This window comes from Accumulibacter sp. (assembly GCF_036625195.1).
Lineage (GTDB): Bacteria > Pseudomonadota > Gammaproteobacteria > Burkholderiales > Rhodocyclaceae > Accumulibacter.
On sequence record NZ_JAZKUG010000001.1, the window covers coordinates 712,208 to 733,329 of the forward strand.

Consider the following 21,122-nt stretch of genomic DNA (forward strand, 5'->3'; position numbering starts at 1 on the left):
CACGGCGAGCTCGCATTGCAGCGTGCGAGCGACGGCGACCACTGCCCCCGCCACCGCCTGCCTGCCGGGGCAGAAGCCGCCGTCGGCAGGCAGGAGGAAAAGCGCCAGGGTCAGTCGGTGATCAGCTTGTTCCTGTTGAGCAGATCCTGAATGATCAGTTGATCGGTGCTCAGGCCTCCAGCCGAGAGGTCGACGCCGGCGAGGACGATCTGCTGGTCGACCGCAGCGGGATCGTAGCCGGCCGCGAAGCCGCCAGAACTGCTGACGTCGACAGTCGTTGCCCCACCCTCGACGCGGAAGTGCAGGTAGTTGTCCAAACTGCCTGGCGAGGAGTTCTCGCCCTGCAGCAGGTCACGCAGGTCGAGGACGTCGCCACCGGCCGCCCGCGAGGCGACCGAGAAATCGGTGATCGTGTCGACCGCCGGCGTTGCCGGCGTTCCGCGGTCAGCAAGACGCCAGGCGAACACGTCGGCACCCAGCCCCGCGCTCATCAGGTCGTTGCCAGCGCCACCCAGCATGGTCTCGGCGCCGATACCACCGGTGAGCGTGTCAGCGCCGGCGCCACCCGTCGTGCTCACCGGCGGCGGGACCTCGCTGGCGCCGGTCACCTGGACGGTCAGGGTGGCGGTATCGACCGCACCGTCGGCATCCCGGATCGTGTAGGTGAACACGTCGTCGGCAACCTGGCCCGCGCCGAGGCTCTGGACGGCGGCTCGGGAATGGTCGAGGGAGTAACCGTAACTGCCATCGGCAGCGATGGTGAGCGTCCCGTAGGTGCCATCGATGACGGCACCCACACCGGTCGCCGCCGGCGCCGGGACGTCGCCGGCGACGACGCCGACAACGGCCAGCGTCGAGCCATCGGGATCGCGGTCCTGCCCGACCGTGCTCGGCGTCACGTCACCGCTGATCGTCACCAGTGGTCCGCCCACCGGGGCGGCGGCGAAACCATACATCGACGGTGATCCACCCGACGAAACACCGGTGCGAACCGCAGTTCCCGCGGCGAGATCGATGGTATACATCTGCCCGCTCGACGTGCTGCCGACGCAGCTCCCGACGTCGGTCTGCGCCAGATTGTAGAGGTCGTTCGGCAGGCCGGAGACGGCCGTGGTGGCAATACCGGTGGCAAGGTCGAACTTGCGTATCGTCCCGTTCGTCGTCGACAGGTAGAGCGCATTGTTGGCAAACAGCAAATCGCCCGACGAGCCTTGCCCGGAACCGAAAGTACCGATCCGTGTCGCCGCACCTGTGATGGTGGACAACTGGTACAGATCGCCAGTGTTTCCCGCAGCAAAAAGCCGGCCATCAGGACTTGCGACCAGGGCGTTGATGAAACCTGCGCCGGTCACCGTTCCGATGCGGGTTGCGCTGCCGGTCGCCGGATTGATGCTGTAGAGCACACTCGTCGAGTCGAGAGTGATCCCGAACAACGTGCCCGTCGAACCAACCGCGATGTCGCCGAAGACCCGGCCGGCATTACCGATCAGCGAGCGTGTTCCGGTTGCTGGACTGACGGTACCGATGTTTCCAGCCGAGTCGTTGTAGTAGATCCGCTGCGCGGGTAGTTCGTAGACCATCGCCCGGTCATCGACCGCCACCGGGCCGAGTCGGTGGGTCGAGGTATCGGTCGCAGTGAAGGGATTGCCCACAGCATCCGTACCGCTGACCGTTGCCGTGAATTGGGTTCCTGCAGCCAGGTCGGATCCGGCAACGCTGACACTGAAGGTGTTTCCGGGAAGAACCGTCGTTACATAGGAGACGCCGTTGATCGACAGTGCGACCGTGTCACCCGGCGCCGCATCACCGCCAACTCTTCCGGTAACCGGCACCATCCCGGCGGCCTCACTGGCGGTCAACAGGTCATCGGCGGTGATGTGGTCCACCGTGATGGTCGCCGAAGCCGAGCGATCGACCGTGTGCTGCGACAGGGCGGTGCCGACGAAGGGATTGCCCGCATCGTCGAAGCCGCTGACCGACGCCAGGAACAGGGTATCGACGGCGAGATCGGCACCGGCAACGTCGATGCTGAAGGTGTTCCCTGGCAGCACCGAGCCGACATAGGCGGTGCCGTTGATCGTGAGGACCACCGTGTCGCCGGGAGCCGCGTCACCACCAACCGTTCCGGTGACAGTAACCCGGCCTGTTGCCTCGGCGTCGTTGAGGACGTCATCGGCCGTGATCGGATCGACGGCAATCGCCGCCGCAGCACTGACGTCGACCGTGTAGCGTTCACTGGTTCTGGCGCTGCCGCTGTTGCCGGCAGAGTCAGTCGTGCTGATGCTGGCGTCGATGGTGCGGTCGGGGTCGGCGGCGAGGTCGGCTCCGGGAACGACGACGGCGAAGACGAGGCTGCCGCCGGGACCGGACACGACCGACCCACTGAAGCTCTGGCCGTTGATCGTCAGGGTGACGGTGTCGCCGACCTGCGCGTCGCCTCCGACGCGGCCGGTGAGCGTGACTGGAGCCGAAGCTTCGGCGGCGTTGAGGGTGTCGTCGGCGGTGATGTTCGGATCGAGGCTGATCGTCGGAACGGGCGGGGTGCTGTCCACGGTGCTGACCGGCCGCGTCGCCGGGGTCGCGGCGTTGCCGGCAGCGTCGGAGACGCTGGCGGTGACGGTGTAGTTGGCGCCGTCGGGCAAGGCCGACAGGTCGACGCCGGGGAGGCTCCAGGCGTCGTTGCCGACCACCGCGCGGCCGCTGTAAACGACGGTGCCACCGGCGTCGACCAGGGTGACGCTGACGACCTGGCCGTTCTCGACGCCAGTCGTGCTGCCCGACAGGGTGACGCTCTGGTCTTCGCTGTCGTCGATGACGTCATCGCCGGCGACGACGGCGATGCTGATCGTCGGCGCGGTGCTGTCGAGCGTGCTGACCGGGCGGGTCGCCGGGGTCGCGGCGTTGCCGGCGGCGTCGGAGACGCTGGCGGTGACGGTGTAGTTGGCTCCGTCGGGCAAGGCCGAGAGGTCGACGCCGGTGAGGCTCCAAGTGCCGCCACTGACCACGGCGCTGCCGCTGTAGACGACGGTGCCACCGGCGTCGACCAGGGTGACGCTGACGACCTGGCCGTTCTCGACGCCAGTCGTGCTGCCCGACAGGGTGACGCTGTCGTCTTCGCTGTCATCGATCACGTCATCGCCGGCGACCACGGCGATGCTGATCGTCGGCGCGGTGCTGTCGAGCGTGCTGACCGGGCGGGTCGCCGGGGTCGCGGCGTTGCCGGCGGCGTCGGAGACGCGGGCGGTGACGGTGTAGTTGGCGCCGTCGGGCAAGGCCGACAGGTCGACGCCGGCGATGCTCCAGGCGTCGTTGCCGACCACCGCGCTGCCGCTGTAGACGACGGTGCCACCGGCGTCGACCAGGGTGACGCTGACCGTCTGGCCGTTCTCGACGCCACTCGTGCTGCCCGACAGGGTGACGCTGTCGTCTTCGGCGTCGTCGATGAGGTCATCGCCGGCGACGACATCGATGGTGATCGTCGGGGCGCTGCTGTCCACGGTGCTGACCGGGCGGCTCGCCGGGGTCGCGGCGTTGCCGGCAGCGTCGGAGACGCTGGCGGTGACGGTGTAGTTGGCGCCGTCGGGCAAGGCCGAGAGGTCGACGCCGGGGAGGCTCCACGTGCCGCCACTGACCACGGCGCTGCCGCTGTAAACGACGGTGCCGCCGGCGTCGACCAGGGTGACGCTGACGACCTGGCCGTTCTCGACGCCACTCGTGCTGCCCGACAGGGTGACGCTGTCGTCTTCGGCGTCGTCGATGAGGTCATCGCCGGCGACGACATCGATGGTGATCGTCGGGGCGCTGCTGTCCACGGTGCTGACCGGGCGGCTCGCCGGGGTCGCGGCGTTGCCGGCAGCGTCGGAGACGCTGGCGGTGACGGTGTAGTTGGCGCCGTCGGGCAAGGCCGAGAGGTCGACGCCGGGGAGGCTCCACGTGCCGCCACTGACCACGGCGCTGCCGCTGTAAACGACGGTGCCGCCGGCGTCGACCAGGGTGACGCTGACGACCTGGCCGTTCTCGACGCCACTCGTGCTGCCCGACAGGGTGACGCTGTCGTCTTCGGCGTCGTCGATGAGGTCATCGCCGGCGACGACATCTATGCTGATCGTCGGCGCGGTGCTGTCGAGCGTGCTGACCGGGCGGGTCGCCGGGGTCGCGGCGTTGCCGGCGGCGTCGGAGACGCTGGCGGTGACGGTGTAGGCGGCGCCGTCGGGCAAGGCCGAGAGGTCGACGCCGGGGAGGCTCCAAGTGCCGCCACTGACCACGGCGCTGCCGCTGTAGACGACGGTGCCACTGGTGTCGACCAGCGTGACGCTGACGACCTGGCCGTTCTCGACGCCAGTCGTGCTGCCCGACAGGGTGACGCTCTGGTCTTCGCTGTCGTCGATGAGGTCATCGCCGGCGACGACATCTATGCTGATCGTCGGCGCGGTGCTGTCGAGCGTGCTGACCGGGCGGGTCGCCGGGGTCGCGGCGTTGCCGGCGGCGTCGGAGACGCTGGCGGTGACGGTGTAGTTGGCGCCGTCGGGCAAGGCCGAGAGGTCGACGCCGGGGAGGCTCCAAGTGCCGCCACTGACCACGGCGCTGCCGCTGTAGACGACGGTGCCACTGGTGTCGACCAGCGTGACGCTGACGACCTGGCCGTTCTCGACGCCAGTCGTGCTGCCCGACAGGGTGACGCTGTCGTCTTCGGCGTCGTCAATGACGTCATCGCCGGCGACGACATCGATGCTGATCGTCGGGGCGGTGCTGTCGAGTGTGCTGACGGGCCGGCTCGCCGGGGTCGCGGCGTTGCCGGCAGCGTCGGAGACGCTGGCGGTGACGGTGTAGGCGGCGCCGTCGGGCAAGGCCGAGAGGTCGACGCCGGGGAGGCTCCAAGTGCCGCCACTGACCACGGCGCTGCCGCTGTAGACGACGGTGCCACTGGTGTCGACCAGGGTGACGCTGACGACCTGGCCGTTCTCGACGCCAGTCGTGCTGCCCGACAGGGTGACGCTGTCGTCTTCGGCGTCGTCAATCACGTCGTCGCCGGCGACGACGGCGATGCTGATCGTCGGCGCGGTGCTGTCGAGCGTGCTGACCGGGCGGCTCGCCGGGGTCGCGGCGTTGCCGGCAGCGTCGGAGACACTGGCGGTGACGGTGTAGTTGGCGCCGTCGGGCAAGGCCGAGAGGTCGACGCCGGCGATGCTCCAGGCGTCGTTGCCAACGAGGGCGCTGCCGCTGTAGACGACGGTGCCACCGGCGTCGACCAGGGTGACGCTGACGACCTGGCCGTTCTCGACGCCAGTCGTGCTGCCCGACAGGGTGACGCTGTCGTCTTCGCTGTCATCGATCACGTCATCGCCGGCGACGACAGCGATGCTGATCGTCGGCGCGGTGCTGTCGAGCGTGCTGACGGGCCGCGTCGCCGGGGTCGCGGCGTTGCCGGCAGCGTCGGAGACGTTGGCGGTGACGGTGTAGTTGGCGCCGTCGGGCAAGGCCGAGAGGTCGACGCCGGCGATGCTCCAGGCGTCGTTGCCGACCACGGCGCTGCCGCTGTAGACGACGGTGCCGCCGGCGTCGACCAGGGTGACGCTGACGACCTGACCGTTCTCGACGCCAGTCGTGCTGCCCGACAGGGTGACGCTCTGGTCTTCGCTGTCGTCGATGAGGTCATCGCCGGCGACGACAGCGATGCTGATCGTCGGCGCGGTGCTGTCGAGCGTGCTGACCGGGCGGGTCGCCGGGGTCGCGGCGTTGCCGGCGGCGTCGGAGACGCTGGCGGTGACGGTGTAGTTGGCGCCGTCGGGCAAGGCCGAGAGGTCGACGCCGGGGAGGCTCCAAGTGCCGCCACTGACCACGGCGCTGCCGCTGTAGACGACGGTGCCACTGGTGTCGACCAGCGTGACGCTGACGACCTGGCCGTTCTCGACGCCAGTCGTGCTGCCCGACAGGGTGACGCTGTCGTCTTCGGCGTCGTCAATGACGTCATCGCCGGCGACGACATCGATGCTGATCGTCGGGGCGGTGCTGTCGAGTGTGCTGACGGGCCGCGTCGCCGGTGTGGCGGCGTTGCCGGCGGCGTCGGAGACGTTGGCGGTGACGGTGTAGGCGGCGCCGTCGGGCAAGGCCGAGAGGTCGACGCCGGCGATGCTCCAAGTGCCGCCACTGACCACGGCGCTGCCGCTGTAGACGACGGTGCCACTGGTGTCGACCAGGGTGACGCTGACGACCTGGCCGTTCTCGACGCCAGTCGTGCTGCCCGACAGGGTGACGCTGTCGTCTTCGGCGTCGTCAATGAGGTCATCGCCGGCGACGACATCGATGCTGATCGTCGGCGCGGTGCTGTCGAGCGTGCTGACGGGCCGCGTCGCCGGTGTGGCGGCGTTGCCGGCGGCGTCGGAGACGTTGGCGGTGACGGTGTAGGCGGCGCCGTCGGGCAAGGCCGAGAGGTCGACGCCGGCGATGCTCCAGGCGTCGTTGCCGACCACGGCGCTGCCGCTGTAGACGACGGTGCCACCGGCGTCAACCAGGGTGATGCTGACGACCTGGCCGTTCTCGACGCCGCTGGTGCTGCCCGACAGGGTGACGCTCTGGTCTTCGCTGTCGTCAATGACGTCGTCACCGGCGACGACGGCGATGCTGATCGTCGGGGCGCTGCTGTCCACGGTGCTGACCGGCCGCGTCGCCGGGGTCGCGGCGTTGCCGGCAGCGTCGGAGACGTTGGCGGTGACGGTGTAGTTGGCGCCGTCGGGCAAGGCCGAGAGGTCGACGCCGGCGATGCTCCAGGCGTCGTTGCCGACCACGGCGCTGCCGCTGTAGACGACGGTGCCACCGGCGTCGACCAGGGTGACGCTGACGACCTGGCCGTTCTCGACGCCAGTCGTGCTGCCCGACAGGGTGACGCTGTCGTCTTCGCTGTCATCGATCACGTCATCGCCGGCGACGACAGCGATGCTGATCGTCGGCGCGGTGCTGTCGAGCGTGCTGACGGGCCGGCTCGCCGGGGTCGCGGCGTTGCCGGCGGCGTCGGAGACGCTGGCGGTGACGGTGTAGGCGGCTCCGTCGGGCAAGGCCGAGAGGTCGACGCCGGGGAGGCTCCAAGTGCCGCCACTGACCACGGCGCTGCCGCTGTAGACGACGGTGCCACTGGTGTCGACCAGGGTGACGCTGACGACCTGGCCGCTCTCGACGCCAGTCGTGCTGCCCGACAGGGTGACGCTGTCGTCTTCGGCGTCGTCAATGACGTCATCGCCGGCGACGACATCGATGCTGATCGTCGGGGCGGTGCTGTCGAGCGTGCTGACGGGCCGCGTCGCCGGTGTGGCGGCGTTGCCGGCGGCGTCGGAGACGTTGGCGGTGACGGTGTAGGCGGCGCCGTCGGGCAAGGCCGAGAGGTCGACGCCGGCGATGCTCCAGGCGTCGTTGCCGACCACGGCGCTGCCGCTGTAGACGACGGTGCCACCGGCGTCAACCAGGGTGATGCTGACGACCTGGCCGTTCTCGACGCCGCTGGTGCTGCCCGACAAGGTGACGCTCTGGTCTTCGCTGTCGTCAATGACGTCGTCACCGGCGACGACATCGATGCTGATCGTCGGGGCGGTGCTGTCGAGCGTGCTGACGGGCCGCGTCGCCGGTGTCGCGGCGTTGCCGGCGGCGTCGGAGACGTTGGCGGTGACGGTGTAGGCGGCGCCGTCGGGCAAGGCCGAGAGGTCGACGCCGGGGAGGCTCCAAGTGCCGCCACTGACCACGGCGCTGCCGCTGTAGACGACGGTGCCACCGGCGTCAACCAGGGTGACGCTGACGACCTGGCCGTTCTCGACGCCAGTCGTGCTGCCCGACAGGGTGACGCTGTCGTCTTCGGCGTCGTCAATGACGTCATCGCCGGCGACGACATCGATGCTGATCGTCGGGGCGGTGCTGTCGAGCGTGCTGACGGGCCGCGTCGCCGGTGTGGCGGCGTTGCCGGCGGCGTCGGAGACGTTGGCGGTGACGGTGTAGGCGGCTCCGTCGGGCAAGGCCGAGAGGTCGACGCCGGGGAGGCTCCAAGTGCCGCCACTGACCACGGCGCTGCCGCTGTAGACGACGGTGCCACTGGTGTCGACCAGGGTGACGCTCACGACCTGGCCGTTCTCGACGCCAGTCGTGCTGCCCGACAGGGTGACGCTGTCGTCTTCGCTGTCATCGATCACGTCATCGCCGGCGACGACATCGATGCTGATCGTCGGCGCGGTGCTGTCGAGTGTGCTGACCGGCCGCGTCGCCGGGGTCGCGGCGTTGCCGGCGGCGTCGGAGACGCTGGCGGTGACGGTGTAGTTGGCGCCGTCGGGCAAGGCCGAGAGGTCGACGCCGGGGATACTCCAGGCGTCGTTACCGACCACGGCGCTGCCGCTGTAAACGACGGTGCCGCCGGCGTCGACCAGGGTGACGCTGACGACCTGGCCGTTCTCGACGCCAGTCGTGCTGCCCGACAGGGTGACGCTCTGGTCTTCGCTGTCGTCGATGAGGTCATCGCCGGCGACGACAGCGATGCTGATCGTCGGGGCGCTGCTGTCGAGCGTGCTGACCGGGCGGGTCGCCGGGGTCGCGGCGTTGCCGGCGGCGTCGGAGACGCTGGCGGTGACGGTGTAGTTGGCGCCGTCGGGCAAGGCCGAGAGGTCGACGCCGGGGAGGCTCCAAGTGCCGCCACTGACCACGGCGCTGCCGCTGTAAACGACGGTGCCGCCGGCGTCGACCAGGGTGACGCTGACCGTCTGGCCGTTCTCGACGCCAGTCGTGCTGCCCGACAGGGTGACGCTCTGGTCTTCGCTGTCGTCAATGACGTCATCGCCGGCGACGACAGCGATGCTGATCGTCGGCGCGCTGCTGTCGAGCGTGCTGACGGGCCGCGTCGCCGGTGTGGCGGCGTTGCCGGCAGCGTCGGAGACGTTGGCGGTGACGGTGTAGGCGGCTCCGTCGGGCAAGGCCGAGAGGTCGACGCCGGGGATGCTCCAGGCGTCGTTGCCGACCACGGCGCTGCCGCTGTAAACGACGGTGCCGCCGGCGTCGACCAGGGTGACGCTGACGACCTGGCCGTTCTCGACGCCAGTCGTGCTGCCCGACAGGGTGACGCTCTGGTCTTCGCTGTCGTCGATGACGTCGTCGCCGGCGACGACATCGATGCTGATCGTCGGGGCGGTGCTGTCGAGCGTGCTGACGGGCCGCGTCGCCGGTGTGGCGGCGTTGCCGGCGGCGTCGGAGACGTTGGCGGTGACGGTGTAGGCGGCTCCGTCGGGCAAGGCCGAGAGGTCGACGCCGGGGAGGCTCCAAGTGCTGCCACTGACCACGGCGCTGCCGCTGTAGACGACGGTGCCGCCGGCGTCGACCAGGGTGACGCTGACGACCTGGCCGTTCTCGACGCCAGTCGTGCTGCCCGACAGGGTGACGCTGTCGTCTTCGCTGTCATCGATCACGTCATCGCCGGCGACGACATCGATGCTGATCGTCGGCGCGGTGCTGTCGAGTGTGCTGACCGGCCGCGTCGCCGGGGTCGCGGCGTTGCCGGCGGCGTCGGAGACGCTGGCGGTGACGGTGTAGGCGGCTCCGTCGGGCAAGGCCGACAGGTCGACGCCGGGGATGCTCCAGGCGTCGTTGCCGACCACCGCGCTGCCGCTGTAAACGACGGTGCCACCGGCGTCAACCAGGGTGATGCTGACGACCTGGCCGTTCTCGACGCCGCTGGTGCTGCCCGACAGGGTGACGCTCTGGTCTTCGCTGTCATCGATCACGTCATCGCCGGCGACGACAGCGATGCTGATCGTCGGCGCGGTGCTGTCGAGCGTGCTGACGGGCCGCGTCGCCGGGGTCGCGGCGTTGCCGGCGGCGTCGGAGACGCTGGCGGTGACGGTGTAGTTGGCGCCGTCAGGCAAGGCCGAGAGGTCGACGCCGGCGATGCTCCAGGCGTCGTTGCCGACCACGGCGCTGCCGCTGTAGACGACGGTGCCGCCGCTGTCGCGCAAGGTGACGCTGACGACCTGGCCGTTCTCGACGCCAGTCGTGCTGCCCGACAGGGTGACGCTGTCGTCTTCGGCGTCGTCAATGAGGTCATCGCCGGCGACGACAGCGATGCTGATCGTCGGCGCGGTGCTGTCGAGCGTGCTGACCGGGCGGGTCGCCGGTGTCGCGGCGTTGCCGGCAGCGTCGGAGACGCTGGCGGTGACGGTGTAGTTGGCGCCGTCGGGCAAGGCCGACAGGTCGACGCCGGGGAGGCTCCAGGCGTCGTTGCCGACCACCGCGCTGCCGCTGTAAACGACGGTGCCACTGGTGTCAACCAGGGTGATGCTGACGACCTGGCCGTTCTCGACGCCGCTGGTGCTGCCCGACAGGGTGACGCTCTGGTCTTCGCTGTCGTCAATGACGTCGTCACCGGCGACGACGGCGATGCTGATCGTCGGGGCGCTGCTGTCCACGGTGCTGACCGGCCGCGTCGCCGGGGTCGCGGCGTTGCCGGCAGCGTCGGAGACGTTGGCGGTGACGGTGTAGTTGGCGCCGTCGGGCAAGGCCGAGAGGTCGACGCCGGGGAGGCTCCAATTGCCGCCACTGACCACGGCGCTGCCGCTGTAGACGACGGTGCCGCCGGCGTCGACCAGGGTGACGCTCACGACCTGGCCGTTCTCGACGCCAGTCGTGCTGCCCGACAGGGTGACGCTGTCGTCTTCGGCGTCGTCGATGAGGTCATCGCCGGCGACGACATCGATGGTGATCGTCGGCGCGGTGCTGTCCACGGTGCTGACCGGGCGGCTCGCCGGGGTCGCGGCGTTGCCGGCAGCGTCGGAGACGCTGGCGGTGACGGTGTAGTTGGCGCCGTCGGGCAAGGCCGAGAGGTCGACGCCGGGGAGGCTCCACGTGCCGCCACTGACCACGGCGCTGCCGCTGTAAACGACGGTGCCGCCGGCGTCGACCAGGGTGACGCTGACGACCTGGCCGTTCTCGACGCCACTCGTGCTGCCCGACAGGGTGACGCTGTCGTCTTCGGCGTCGTCAATCACGTCGTCGCCGGCGACGACGGCGATGCTGATCGTCGGCGCGCTGCTGTCCACGGTGCTGACCGGGCGGCTCGCCGGGGTCGCGGCGTTGCCGGCGGCGTCGGAGACACTGGCGGTGACGGTGTAGTTGGCGCCGTCAGGCAAGGCCGAGAGGTCGACGCCGGGGAGGCTCCAGGCGTCGTTGCCAACCACGGCGCTGCCGCTGTAGACGACGGTGCCACCGGCGTCAACCAGGGTGATGCTGACGACCTGGCCGTTCTCGACGCCGCTGGTGCTGCCCGACAGGGTGACGCTCTGGTCTTCGCTGTCGTCAATGACGTCGTCGCCAGCGACGACATCTATGGTGATCGTCGGCGCGCTGCTGTCGAGCGTGCTGACGGGCCGCGTCGCCGGTGTGGCGGCGTTGCCGGCAGCGTCGGAGACGCTGGCGGTGACGGTGTAGGCGGCGCCGTCGGGCAAGGCCGAGAGGTCGACGCCGGCGATGCTCCAGGCGTCGTTGCCGACCACGGCGCTGCCGCTGTAGACGACGGTGCCACCGGCGTCAACCAGGGTGATGCTGACGACCTGGCCGTTCTCGACGCCGCTGGTGCTGCCCGACAAGGTGACGCTCTGGTCTTCGGCGTCGTCAATGAGGTCATCGCCGGCGACGACATCGATGCTGATCGTCGGGGCGGTGCTGTCGAGTGTGCTGACGGGCCGGCTCGCCGGGGTCGCGGCGTTGCCGGCAGCGTCGGAGACGCTGGCGGTGACGGTGTAGGCGGCGCCGTCGGGCAAGGCCGAGAGGTCGACGCCGGGGAGGCTCCAAGTGCCGCCACTGACCACGGCGCTGCCGCTGTAGACGACGGTGCCACTGGTGTCGACCAGGGTGACGCTCACGACCTGGCCGTTCTCGACGCCAGTCGTGCTGCCCGACAGGGTGACGCTGTCGTCTTCGCTGTCATCGATCACGTCATCGCCGGCGACGCCATCGATGCTGATCGTCGGCGCGCTGCTGTCGAGCGTGCTGACGGGCCGCGTCGCCGGTGTGGCGGCGTTGCCGGCAGCGTCGGAGACGCTGGCGGTGACGGTGTAGGCGGCGCCGTCGGTCAAGGCCGAGAGGTCGACGCCGGCGATGCTCCAGGCGTCGTTGCCGACCACGGCGCTGCCGCTGTAGACGACGGTGCCACCGGCGTCAACCAGGGTGATGCTGACGACCTGGCCGTTCTCGACGCCGCTGGTGCTGCCCGACAAGGTGACGCTCTGGTCTTCGGCGTCGTCAATGAGGTCATCGCCGGCGACGACATCGATGCTGATCGTCGGGGCGGTGCTGTCGAGTGTGCTGACGGGCCGGCTCGCCGGGGTCGCGGCGTTGCCGGCAGCGTCGGAGACGCTGGCGGTGACGGTGTAGGCGGCGCCGTCGGGCAAGGCCGAGAGGTCGACGCCGGGGAGGCTCCAAGTGCCGCCACTGACCACGGCGCTGCCGCTGTAGACGACGGTGCCACTGGTGTCGACCAGGGTGACGCTCACGACCTGGCCGTTCTCGACGCCAGTCGTGCTGCCCGACAGGGTGACGCTGTCGTCTTCGCTGTCATCGATCACGTCATCGCCGGCGACGACATCGATGCTGATCGTCGGCGCGGTGCTGTCGAGTGTGCTGACCGGCCGCGTCGCCGGGGTCGCGGCGTTGCCGGCGGCGTCGGAGACGCTGGCGGTGACGGTGTAGTTGGCGCCGTCGGGCAAGGCCGAGAGGTCGACGCCGGGGATACTCCAGGCGTCGTTACCGACCACGGCGCTGCCGCTGTAGACGATGGTGCCACCGGCGTCGACCAGGGTGACGCTGACGACTTGGCCGTTCTCGACGCCAGTCGTGCTGCCCGACAGGGTGACGCTGTCGTCTTCGGCGTCGTCGATGAGGTCATCGCCGGCGACGACATCGATGCTGATCGTCGGGGCGGTGCTGTCGAGCGTGCTGACGGGCCGCGTCGCCGGTGTGGCGGCGTTGCCGGCGGCGTCGGAGACGTTGGCGGTGACGGTGTAGTTGGCGCCGTCGGGCAAGGTCGAGAGGTCGACGCCGGGGAGGCTCCAGGCGTCGTTGCCGACCACCGCGCTGCCGCTGTAAACGACGGTGCCACCGGCGTCGACCAGGGTGACGCTGACGACCTGGCCGTTCTCGACGCCAGTCGTGCTGCCCGACAGGGTGACGCTGTCGTCTTCGCTGTCATCGATCACGTCATCGCCGGCGACGACATCGATGCTGATCGTCGGCGCGGTGCTGTCGAGTGTGCTGACGGGCCGGCTCGCCGGGGTCGCGGCGTTGCCGGCAGCGTCGGAGACGCTGGCGGTGACGGTGTAGGCGGCGCCGTCGGGCAAGGCCGAGAGGTCGACGCCGGGGAGGCTCCAAGTGCCGCCACTGACCACGGCGCTGCCGCTGTAGACGACGGTGCCACCGGCGTCGACCAGCGTGACGCTGACGACCTGGCCGTTCTCGACGCCAGTCGTGCTGCCCGACAGGGTGACGCTGTCGTCTTCGGCGTCGTCAATGAGGTCATCGCCGGCGACGACATCGATGCTGATCGTCGGCGCGGTGCTGTCGAGTGTGCTGACGGGCCGGCTCGCCGGGGTCGCAGCGTTGCCGGCAGCGTCGGAGACGCTGGCGGTGACGGTGTAGGCGGCGCCGTCGGGCAAGGCCGAGAGGTCGACGCCGGCGATGCTCCAGGCGTCGTTGCCGACCACCGCGCTGCCGCTGTAAACGACGGTGCCACCGGCGTCAACCAGGGTGATGCTGACGACCTGGCCGTTCTCGACGCCAGTCGTGCTGCCCGACAGGGTGACGCTGTCGTCTTCGCTGTCGTCAATGACGTCATCGCCGGCGACGACATCGATGCTGATCGTCGGGGCGGTGCTGTCGAGCGTGCTGACGGGCCGCGTCGCCGGGGTCGCGGCGTTGCCGGCGGCGTCGGAGACGCTGGCGGTGACGGTGTAGGCGGCGCCGTCGGGCAAGGTTGAGAGGTCGACGCCGGGGAGGCTCCAAGTGCCGCCACTGACCACGGCGCTGCCGCTGTAGACGACGGTGCCACTGGTGTCGACCAGCGTGACGCTCACGACCTGGCCGTTCTCGACGCCAGTCGTGCTGCCCGACAGGGTGACGCTGTCGTCTTCGGCGTCGTCAATGAGGTCATCGCCGGCGACGACATCGATGCTGATCGTCGGCGCGGTGCTGTCGAGTGTGCTGACGGGCCGGCTCGCCGGGGTCGCAGCGTTGCCGGCAGCGTCGGAGACGCTGGCGGTGACGGTGTAGGCGGCGCCGTCGGGCAAGGCCGAGAGGTCGACGCCGGCGATGCTCCAGGCGTCGTTGCCGACCACCGCGCTGCCGCTGTAGACGACGGTGCCACCGGCGTCAACCAGGGTGATGCTGACGACCTGGCCGTTCTCGACGCCAGTCGTGCTGCCCGACAGGGTGACGCTGTCGTCTTCGCTGTCGTCAATGACGTCATCGCCGGCGACGACATCGATGCTGATCGTCGGGGCGGTGCTGTCGAGCGTGCTGACGGGCCGCGTCGCCGGGGTCGCGGCGTTGCCGGCGGCGTCGGAGACGCTGGCGGTGACGGTGTAGGCGGCGCCGTCGGGCAAGGTTGAGAGGTCGACGCCGGGGAGGCTCCAAGTGCCGCCACTGACCACGGCGCTGCCGCTGTAGACGACGGTGCCACTGGTGTCGACCAGCGTGACGCTCACGACCTGGCCGTTCTCGACGCCAGTCGTGCTGCCCGACAGGGTGACGCTGTCGTCTTCGGCGTCGTCAATGAGGTCATCGCCGGCGACGACATCGATGCTGATCGTCGGCGCGGTGCTGTCGAGTGTGCTGACGGGCCGGCTCGCCGGGGTCGCAGCGTTGCCGGCAGCGTCGGAGACGCTGGCGGTGACGGTGTAGGCGGCGCCGTCGGGCAAGGCCGAGAGGTCGACGCCGGCGATGCTCCAGGCGTCGTTGCCGACCACCGCGCTGCCGCTGTAGACGACGGTGCCACCGGCGTCAACCAGGTTGACGCTGACGACCTGGCCGTTCTCGACGCCGCTGGTGCTGCCCGACAAGGTGACGCTCTGGTCTTCGCTGTCGTCAATGACGTCATCGCCGGCGACGACATCGATGCTGATCGTCGGGGCGGTGCTGTCGAGCGTGCTGACGGGCCGCGTCGCCGGTGTGGCGGCGTTGCCGGCGGCGTCGGAGACGTTGGCGGTGACGGTGTAGGCGGCTCCGTCGGGCAAGGCCGAGAGGTCGACGCCGGGGAGGCTCCAAGTGCCGCCACTGACCACGGCGCTGCCGCTGTAGACGACGGTGCCACTGGTGTCGACCAGGGTGACGCTGACGACCTGGCCGTTCTCGACGCCAGTCGTGCTGCCCGACAGGGTGACGCTGTCGTCTTCGGCGTCGTCAATGAGGTCATCGCCGGCGACGACATCGATGCTGATCGTCGGCGCGGTGCTGTCGAGTGTGCTGACGGGCCGGCTCGCCGGGGTCGCGGCGTTGCCGGCAGCGTCGGAGACGCTGGCGGTGACGGTGTAGGCGGCGCCGTCGGGCAAGGCCGAGAGGTCGACGCCGGCGATGCTCCAGGCGTCGTTGCCGACCACGGCGCTGCCGCTGTAGACGACGGTGCCACTGGTGTCGACCAGCGTGACGCTGACGACCTGGCCGTTCTCGACGCCAGTCGTGCTGCCCGACAGGGTGACGCTGTCGTCTTCGGCGTCGTCGATGAGGTCATCGCCGGCGACGACATCGATGGTGATCGTCGGCGCGGTGCTGTCGAGTGTGCTGACCGGCCGCGTCGCCGGGGTCGCGGCGTTGCCGGCGGCGTCGGAGACGCTGGCGGTGACGGTGTAGTTGGCGCCGTCGGGCAAGGCCGAGAGGTCGACGCCGGCGATGCTCCAGGCGTCGTTGCCGACCACGGCGCTGCCGCTGTAGACGACGGTGCCGCCGGCGTCGACCAGGGTGACGCTCACGACCTGGCCGTTCTCGACGCCAGTCGTGCTGCCCGACAGGGTGACGCTCTGGTCTTCGCTGTCGTCGATGACGTCATCGCCGGCGACGACATCTATGGCGATCGTCGGCGCGCTGCTGTCCACGGTGCTGACCGGCCGCGTCGCCGGGGTCGCGGCGTTGCCGGCAGCGTCGGAGACGCTGGCGGTGACGGTGTAGTTGGCGCCGTCGGGCAAGGCCGAGAGGTCGACGCCGGGGAGGCTCCAAGTGCTGCCACTGACCACGGCGCTGCCGCTGTAGACGACGGTGCCGCCGGCGTCGACCAGGGTGACGCTGACGACCTGGCCGTTCTCGACGCCAGTCGTGCTGCCCGACAGGGTGACGCTCTGGTCTTCGCTGTCGTCGATGACGTCATCGCCGGCGACGACGGCGATGCTGATCGTCGGCGCGGTGCTGTCGAGCGTGCTGACCGGGCGGGTCGCCGGGGTCGCGGCGTTGCCGGCAGCGTCGAAGACGTTGGCGGTGACGGTGTAGGCGGCTCCGTCGGGCAAGGCCGAGAGGTCGACGCCGGGGAGGCTCCAGGCGTCGTTGCCAACGAGGGCGCTGCCGCTGTAGACGACGGTGCCACTGGTGTCGACCAGCGTGACGCTGACGACCTGACCGTTCTCGACGCCAGTCGTGCTGCCCGACAGGGTGACGCTGTCGTCTTCGGCGTCGTCGATGAGGTCATCGCCGGCGACGACATCGATGGTGATCGTCGGCGCGGTGCTGTCGAGTGTGCTGACCGGCCGCGTCGCCGGGGTCGCGGCGTTGCCGGCGGCGTCGGAGACGCTGGCGGTGACGGTGTAGTTGGCGCCGTCGGGCAAGGCCGAGAGGTCGACGCCGGCGATGCTCCAGGCGTCGTTGCCAACGAGGGCGCTGCCGCTGTAGACGACGGTGCCACCGGCGTCAACCAGGGTGATGCTGACGACCTGGCCGTTCTCGACGCCGCTGGTGCTGCCCGACAGGGTGACGCTCTGGTCTTCGCTGTCGTCGATGAGGTCATCGCCGGCGACGACATCTATGGTGATCGTCGGCGCGCTGCTGTCCACGGTGCTGACCGGCCGCGTCGCCGGGGTCGCGGCGTTGCCGGCGGCGTCGGAGACGCTGGCGGTGACGGTGTAGTTGGCGCCGTCGGGCAAGGCCGAGAGGTCGACGCCGGCGATGCTCCAGGCGTCGTTGCCAACGAGGGCGCTGCCGCTGTAGACGACGGTGCCGCCGGCGTCGACCAGGGTGACGCTGACGACCTGGCCGTTCTCGACGCCAGTCGTGCTGCCCGACAGGGTGACGCTCTGGTCTTCGCTGTCGTCGATGACGTCATCGCCGGCGACGACGGCGATGCTGATCGTCGGCGCGGTGCTGTCGAGTGTGCTGACCGGCCGCGTCGCCGGGGTCGCGGCGTTGCCGGCGGCGTCGGAGACGCTGGCGGTGACGGTGTAGCCGGCGCCGTCGGGCAAGGCCGAGAGGTCGACGCCGGCGATGCTCCAGGCGTCGTTGCCGACCACCGCGCTGCCGCTGTAAACGACGGTGCCACCGGAGTCGACCAGGGTGACGCTGACGACCTGGCCGTTTTCGACGCCAGTCGTGCTGCCCGACAGGGTGACGCTGTCGTCTTCGGCGTCGTCGATGAGGTCATCGCCGGCGACGACATCGATGGTGATCGTCGGCGCGGTGCTGTCCACGGTGCTGACCGGGCGGCTCGCCGGGGTCGCGGCGTTGCCGGCGGCGTCGGAGACGCTGGCGGTGACGGTGTAGTTGGCGCCGTCGGGCAAGGCCGAGAGGTCGACGCCGGGGAGGCTCCACGTGCCGCCACTGACCACGGCGCTGCCGCTGTAGACGACGGTGCCGCCGGCGTCGACCAGGGTGACGCTCACGACCTGGCCGTTCTCGACGCCAGTCGTGCTGCCCGACAGGGTGACGCTCTGGTCTTCGCTGTCGTCGATGACGTCATCGCCGGCGACGACAGCGATGCTGATCGTCGGCGCGGTGCTGTCGAGCGTGCTGACGGGCCGCGTCGCCGGTGTCGCGGCGTTGCCGGCGGCGTCGGAGACGTTGGCGGTGACGGTGTAGGCGGCGCCGTCGGGCAAGGCCGACAGGTCGACGCCGGGGAGGCTCCAAGTGCTGCCACTGACCACGGCGCTGCCGCTGTAGACGACGGTGCCACCGGCGTCGACCAGGGTGATGCTGACGACCTGGCCGTTCTCGACGCCGCTGGTGCTGCCCGACAGGGTGACGCTCTGGTCTTCGCTGTCGTCAATGACGTCGTCGCCAGCGACGACATCTATGGTGATCGTCGGCGCGCTGCTGTCGAGCGTGCTGACGGGCCGCGTCGCCGGTGTCGCGGCGTTGCCGGCGGCGTCGGAGACACTGGCGGTGACGGTGTAGTTGGCGCCGTCGGGCAAGGCCGAGAGGTCGACGCCGGGGAGGCTCCAGGCGTCGTTGCCAACCACGGCGCTGCCGCTGTAGACGACGGTGCCACTGGTGTCGACCAGGGTGACGCTGACCGTCTGGCCGTTCTCGACGCCAGTCGTGCTGCCCGACAGGGTGACGCTGTCGTCTTCGGCGTCGTCGATGAGGTCATCGCCGGCGACGACATCGATGGTGATCGTCGGCGCGGTGCTGTCCACGGTGCTGACCGGGCGGCTCGCCGGGGTCGCGGCGTTGCCGGCAGCGTCGAAGGCGTTGGCGGTGACGGTGTAGGCGGCTCCGTCGGGCAAGGCCGAGAGGTCGACGCCGGGGAGGCTCCAAGTGCTGCCACTGACCACGGCGCTGCCGCTGTAGACGACGGTGCCGCCGGCGTCGACCAGGGTGACGCTGACGACCTGGCCGTTCTCGACGCCAGTCGTGCTGCCCGACAGGGTGACGCTCTGGTCTTCGCTGTCGTCGATGACGTCATCGCCGGCGACGACGGCGATGCTGATCGTCGGCGCGGTGCTGTCGAGTGTGCTGACCGGCCGCGTCGCCGGGGTCGCGGCGTTGCCGGCGGCGTCGGAGACGCTGGCGGTGACGGTGTAGGCGGCTCCGTCGGGCAAGGCCGACAGGTCGACGCCGGGGAGGCTCCAAGTGCCGCCACTGACCACGGCGCTGCCGCTGTAGACGACGGTGCCACCGGCGTCGACCAGGGTGACGCTGACCGTCTGGCCGTTCTCGACGCCAGTCGTGCTGCCCGACAGGGTGACGCTGTCGTCTTCGGCGTCGTCGATGAGGTCATCGCCGGCGACGACATCGATGGTGATCGTCGGGGCGCTGCTGTCCACGGTGCTGACCGGGCGGCTCGCCGGGGTCGCGGCGTTGCCGGCAGCGTCGGAGACGCTGGCGGTGACGGTGTAGTTGGCGCCGTCGGGCAAGGCCGAGAGGTCGACGCCGGGGAGGCTCCACGTGCCGCCACTGACCACGGCGCTGCCGCTGTAAACGACGGTGCCGCCGGCGTCGACCAGGGTGACGCTGACGACCTGGCCGTTCTCGACGCCACTCGTGCTGCCCGACAGGGTGACGCTGTCGTCTTCGGCGTCGTCGATGACGTCATCGCCGGCGACGGCATCGATGGTGATCGCCGGCGCGGTGCTGTCGAGCGTGCTGACCAGGCGGGTCGCCGGGGTCGCGGCGTTGCCGGCGGCGTCGGAGACGCTGGCGGTGACGGTGTAGGCGGCGCCGTCGGGCAAGGCCGAGAGGTCGACGCCGGCGATGCTCCAGGCGTCGTTGCCAACGAGGGCGCTGCCGCTGTAGACGACGGTACCACCGGCGTCAACCAGGGTGATGCTGACGACCTGGCCGTTCTCGACGCCGCTGGTGCTGCCCGACAGGGTGACGCTCTGGTCTTCGCTGTCGTCGATGAGGTCATCGCCGGCGACGACATCTATGGTGATCGTCGGCGCGCTGCTGTCCACGGTGCTGACCGGCCGCGTCGCCGGGGTCGCGGCGTTGCCGGCGGCGTCGGAGACGCTGGCGGTGACGGTGTAGCCGGCGCCGTCGGGCAAGGCCGAGAGGTCGACGCCGGCGATGCTCCAGGCGTCGTTGCCAACGAGGGCGCTGCCGCTGTAGACGACGGTGCCACTGGTGTCGACCAGCGTGACGCTCACGACTTGGCCGTTCTCGACGCCGCTGGTGCTGCCCGACAGGGTGACGCTCTGGTCTTCGCTGTCGTCAATGACGTCGTCACCGGCGACGACGGCGATGCTGATCGTCGGGGCGCTGCTGTCCACGGTGCTGACCGGCCGCGTCGCCGGGGTCGCGGCGTTGCCGGCGGCGTCGGAGACGCTGGCGGTGACGGTGTAGGCGGCGCCGTCGGGCAAGGCCGAGAGGTCGACGCCGGCGATGCTCCAGGCGTCGTTGCCGACCACGGCGCTGCCGCTGTAGACGACGGTGCCACCGGCGTCAACCAGGGTGATGCTGACGACCTGGCCGTTCTCGACGCCGCTGGTGCTGCCCGACAAGGTGACGCTCTGGTCTTCGGCGTCGTCAATGAGGTCATCGCCGGCGACGACATCGATGCTGATCGTCGGGGCGGTGCTGTCGACGACCACCGTGTCGCGTCCCGCGACGCTGGACTCAGCCAACGCCAGGAGATCCGCCCCCGCACTGGCTGCACCACCGCCGGCATCCTCGATGACGCGGCCTCGCGCAGTGCCGAACTCGAAGACAAGAGGGTCCACATTCTCTGCAATCCGCAACAGCCGGACAAAACTTGGTCCGCCGTCCGCTCCCGGCGTGCCCGTCCCGGCAGCCGTCTCGTCCAACAGATCGTCAAGACTCGCCCCGCTGGTGAGCGCCTGGATCACCTTGCTGACGTCGGCCGCTCCGGAGCTCAGGGCAGCCTCCGTCCGACTTGGCGGGATTGCTGCGCTGACCTCGCCATCCATGGTCAGCGTCTCGTTGGCCCGCAGCAGCACGGCACGACCATCCGGGGTGCTCAACTCGACACGGCTGGCCCTGCCGGCGACGATGACGTCCCCTTCGAAGACCATGTCGCCGACCTGCAACGGCCGCAGACTGCCATCCGGCTGCCTGATGTATGCCTTGCCCTGAATTGCTGAAACGCGTGCCACCGGGATCAGATCAGCCATGACGAACTCTCGCGACCAAGTTTGGGAATGCGCACGATACGCTTGGGCACGACACTCGCCTACTGTACT

The 21,122-nt window shown here is 70.0% G+C and carries 1 protein-coding gene; it reads right to left on the reverse strand.

The features are described from left to right. Positions 1–110: 110 nt before the first annotated feature. Positions 111–21,053 (reverse strand): Ig-like domain-containing protein, encoded by a 20,943-nt coding sequence (locus tag V5B60_RS03210; protein WP_332345589.1) that lies wholly within the window; start codon positions 21,051–21,053, stop codon positions 111–113. Between the last annotated feature and the right edge of the window lie 69 nt (positions 21,054–21,122).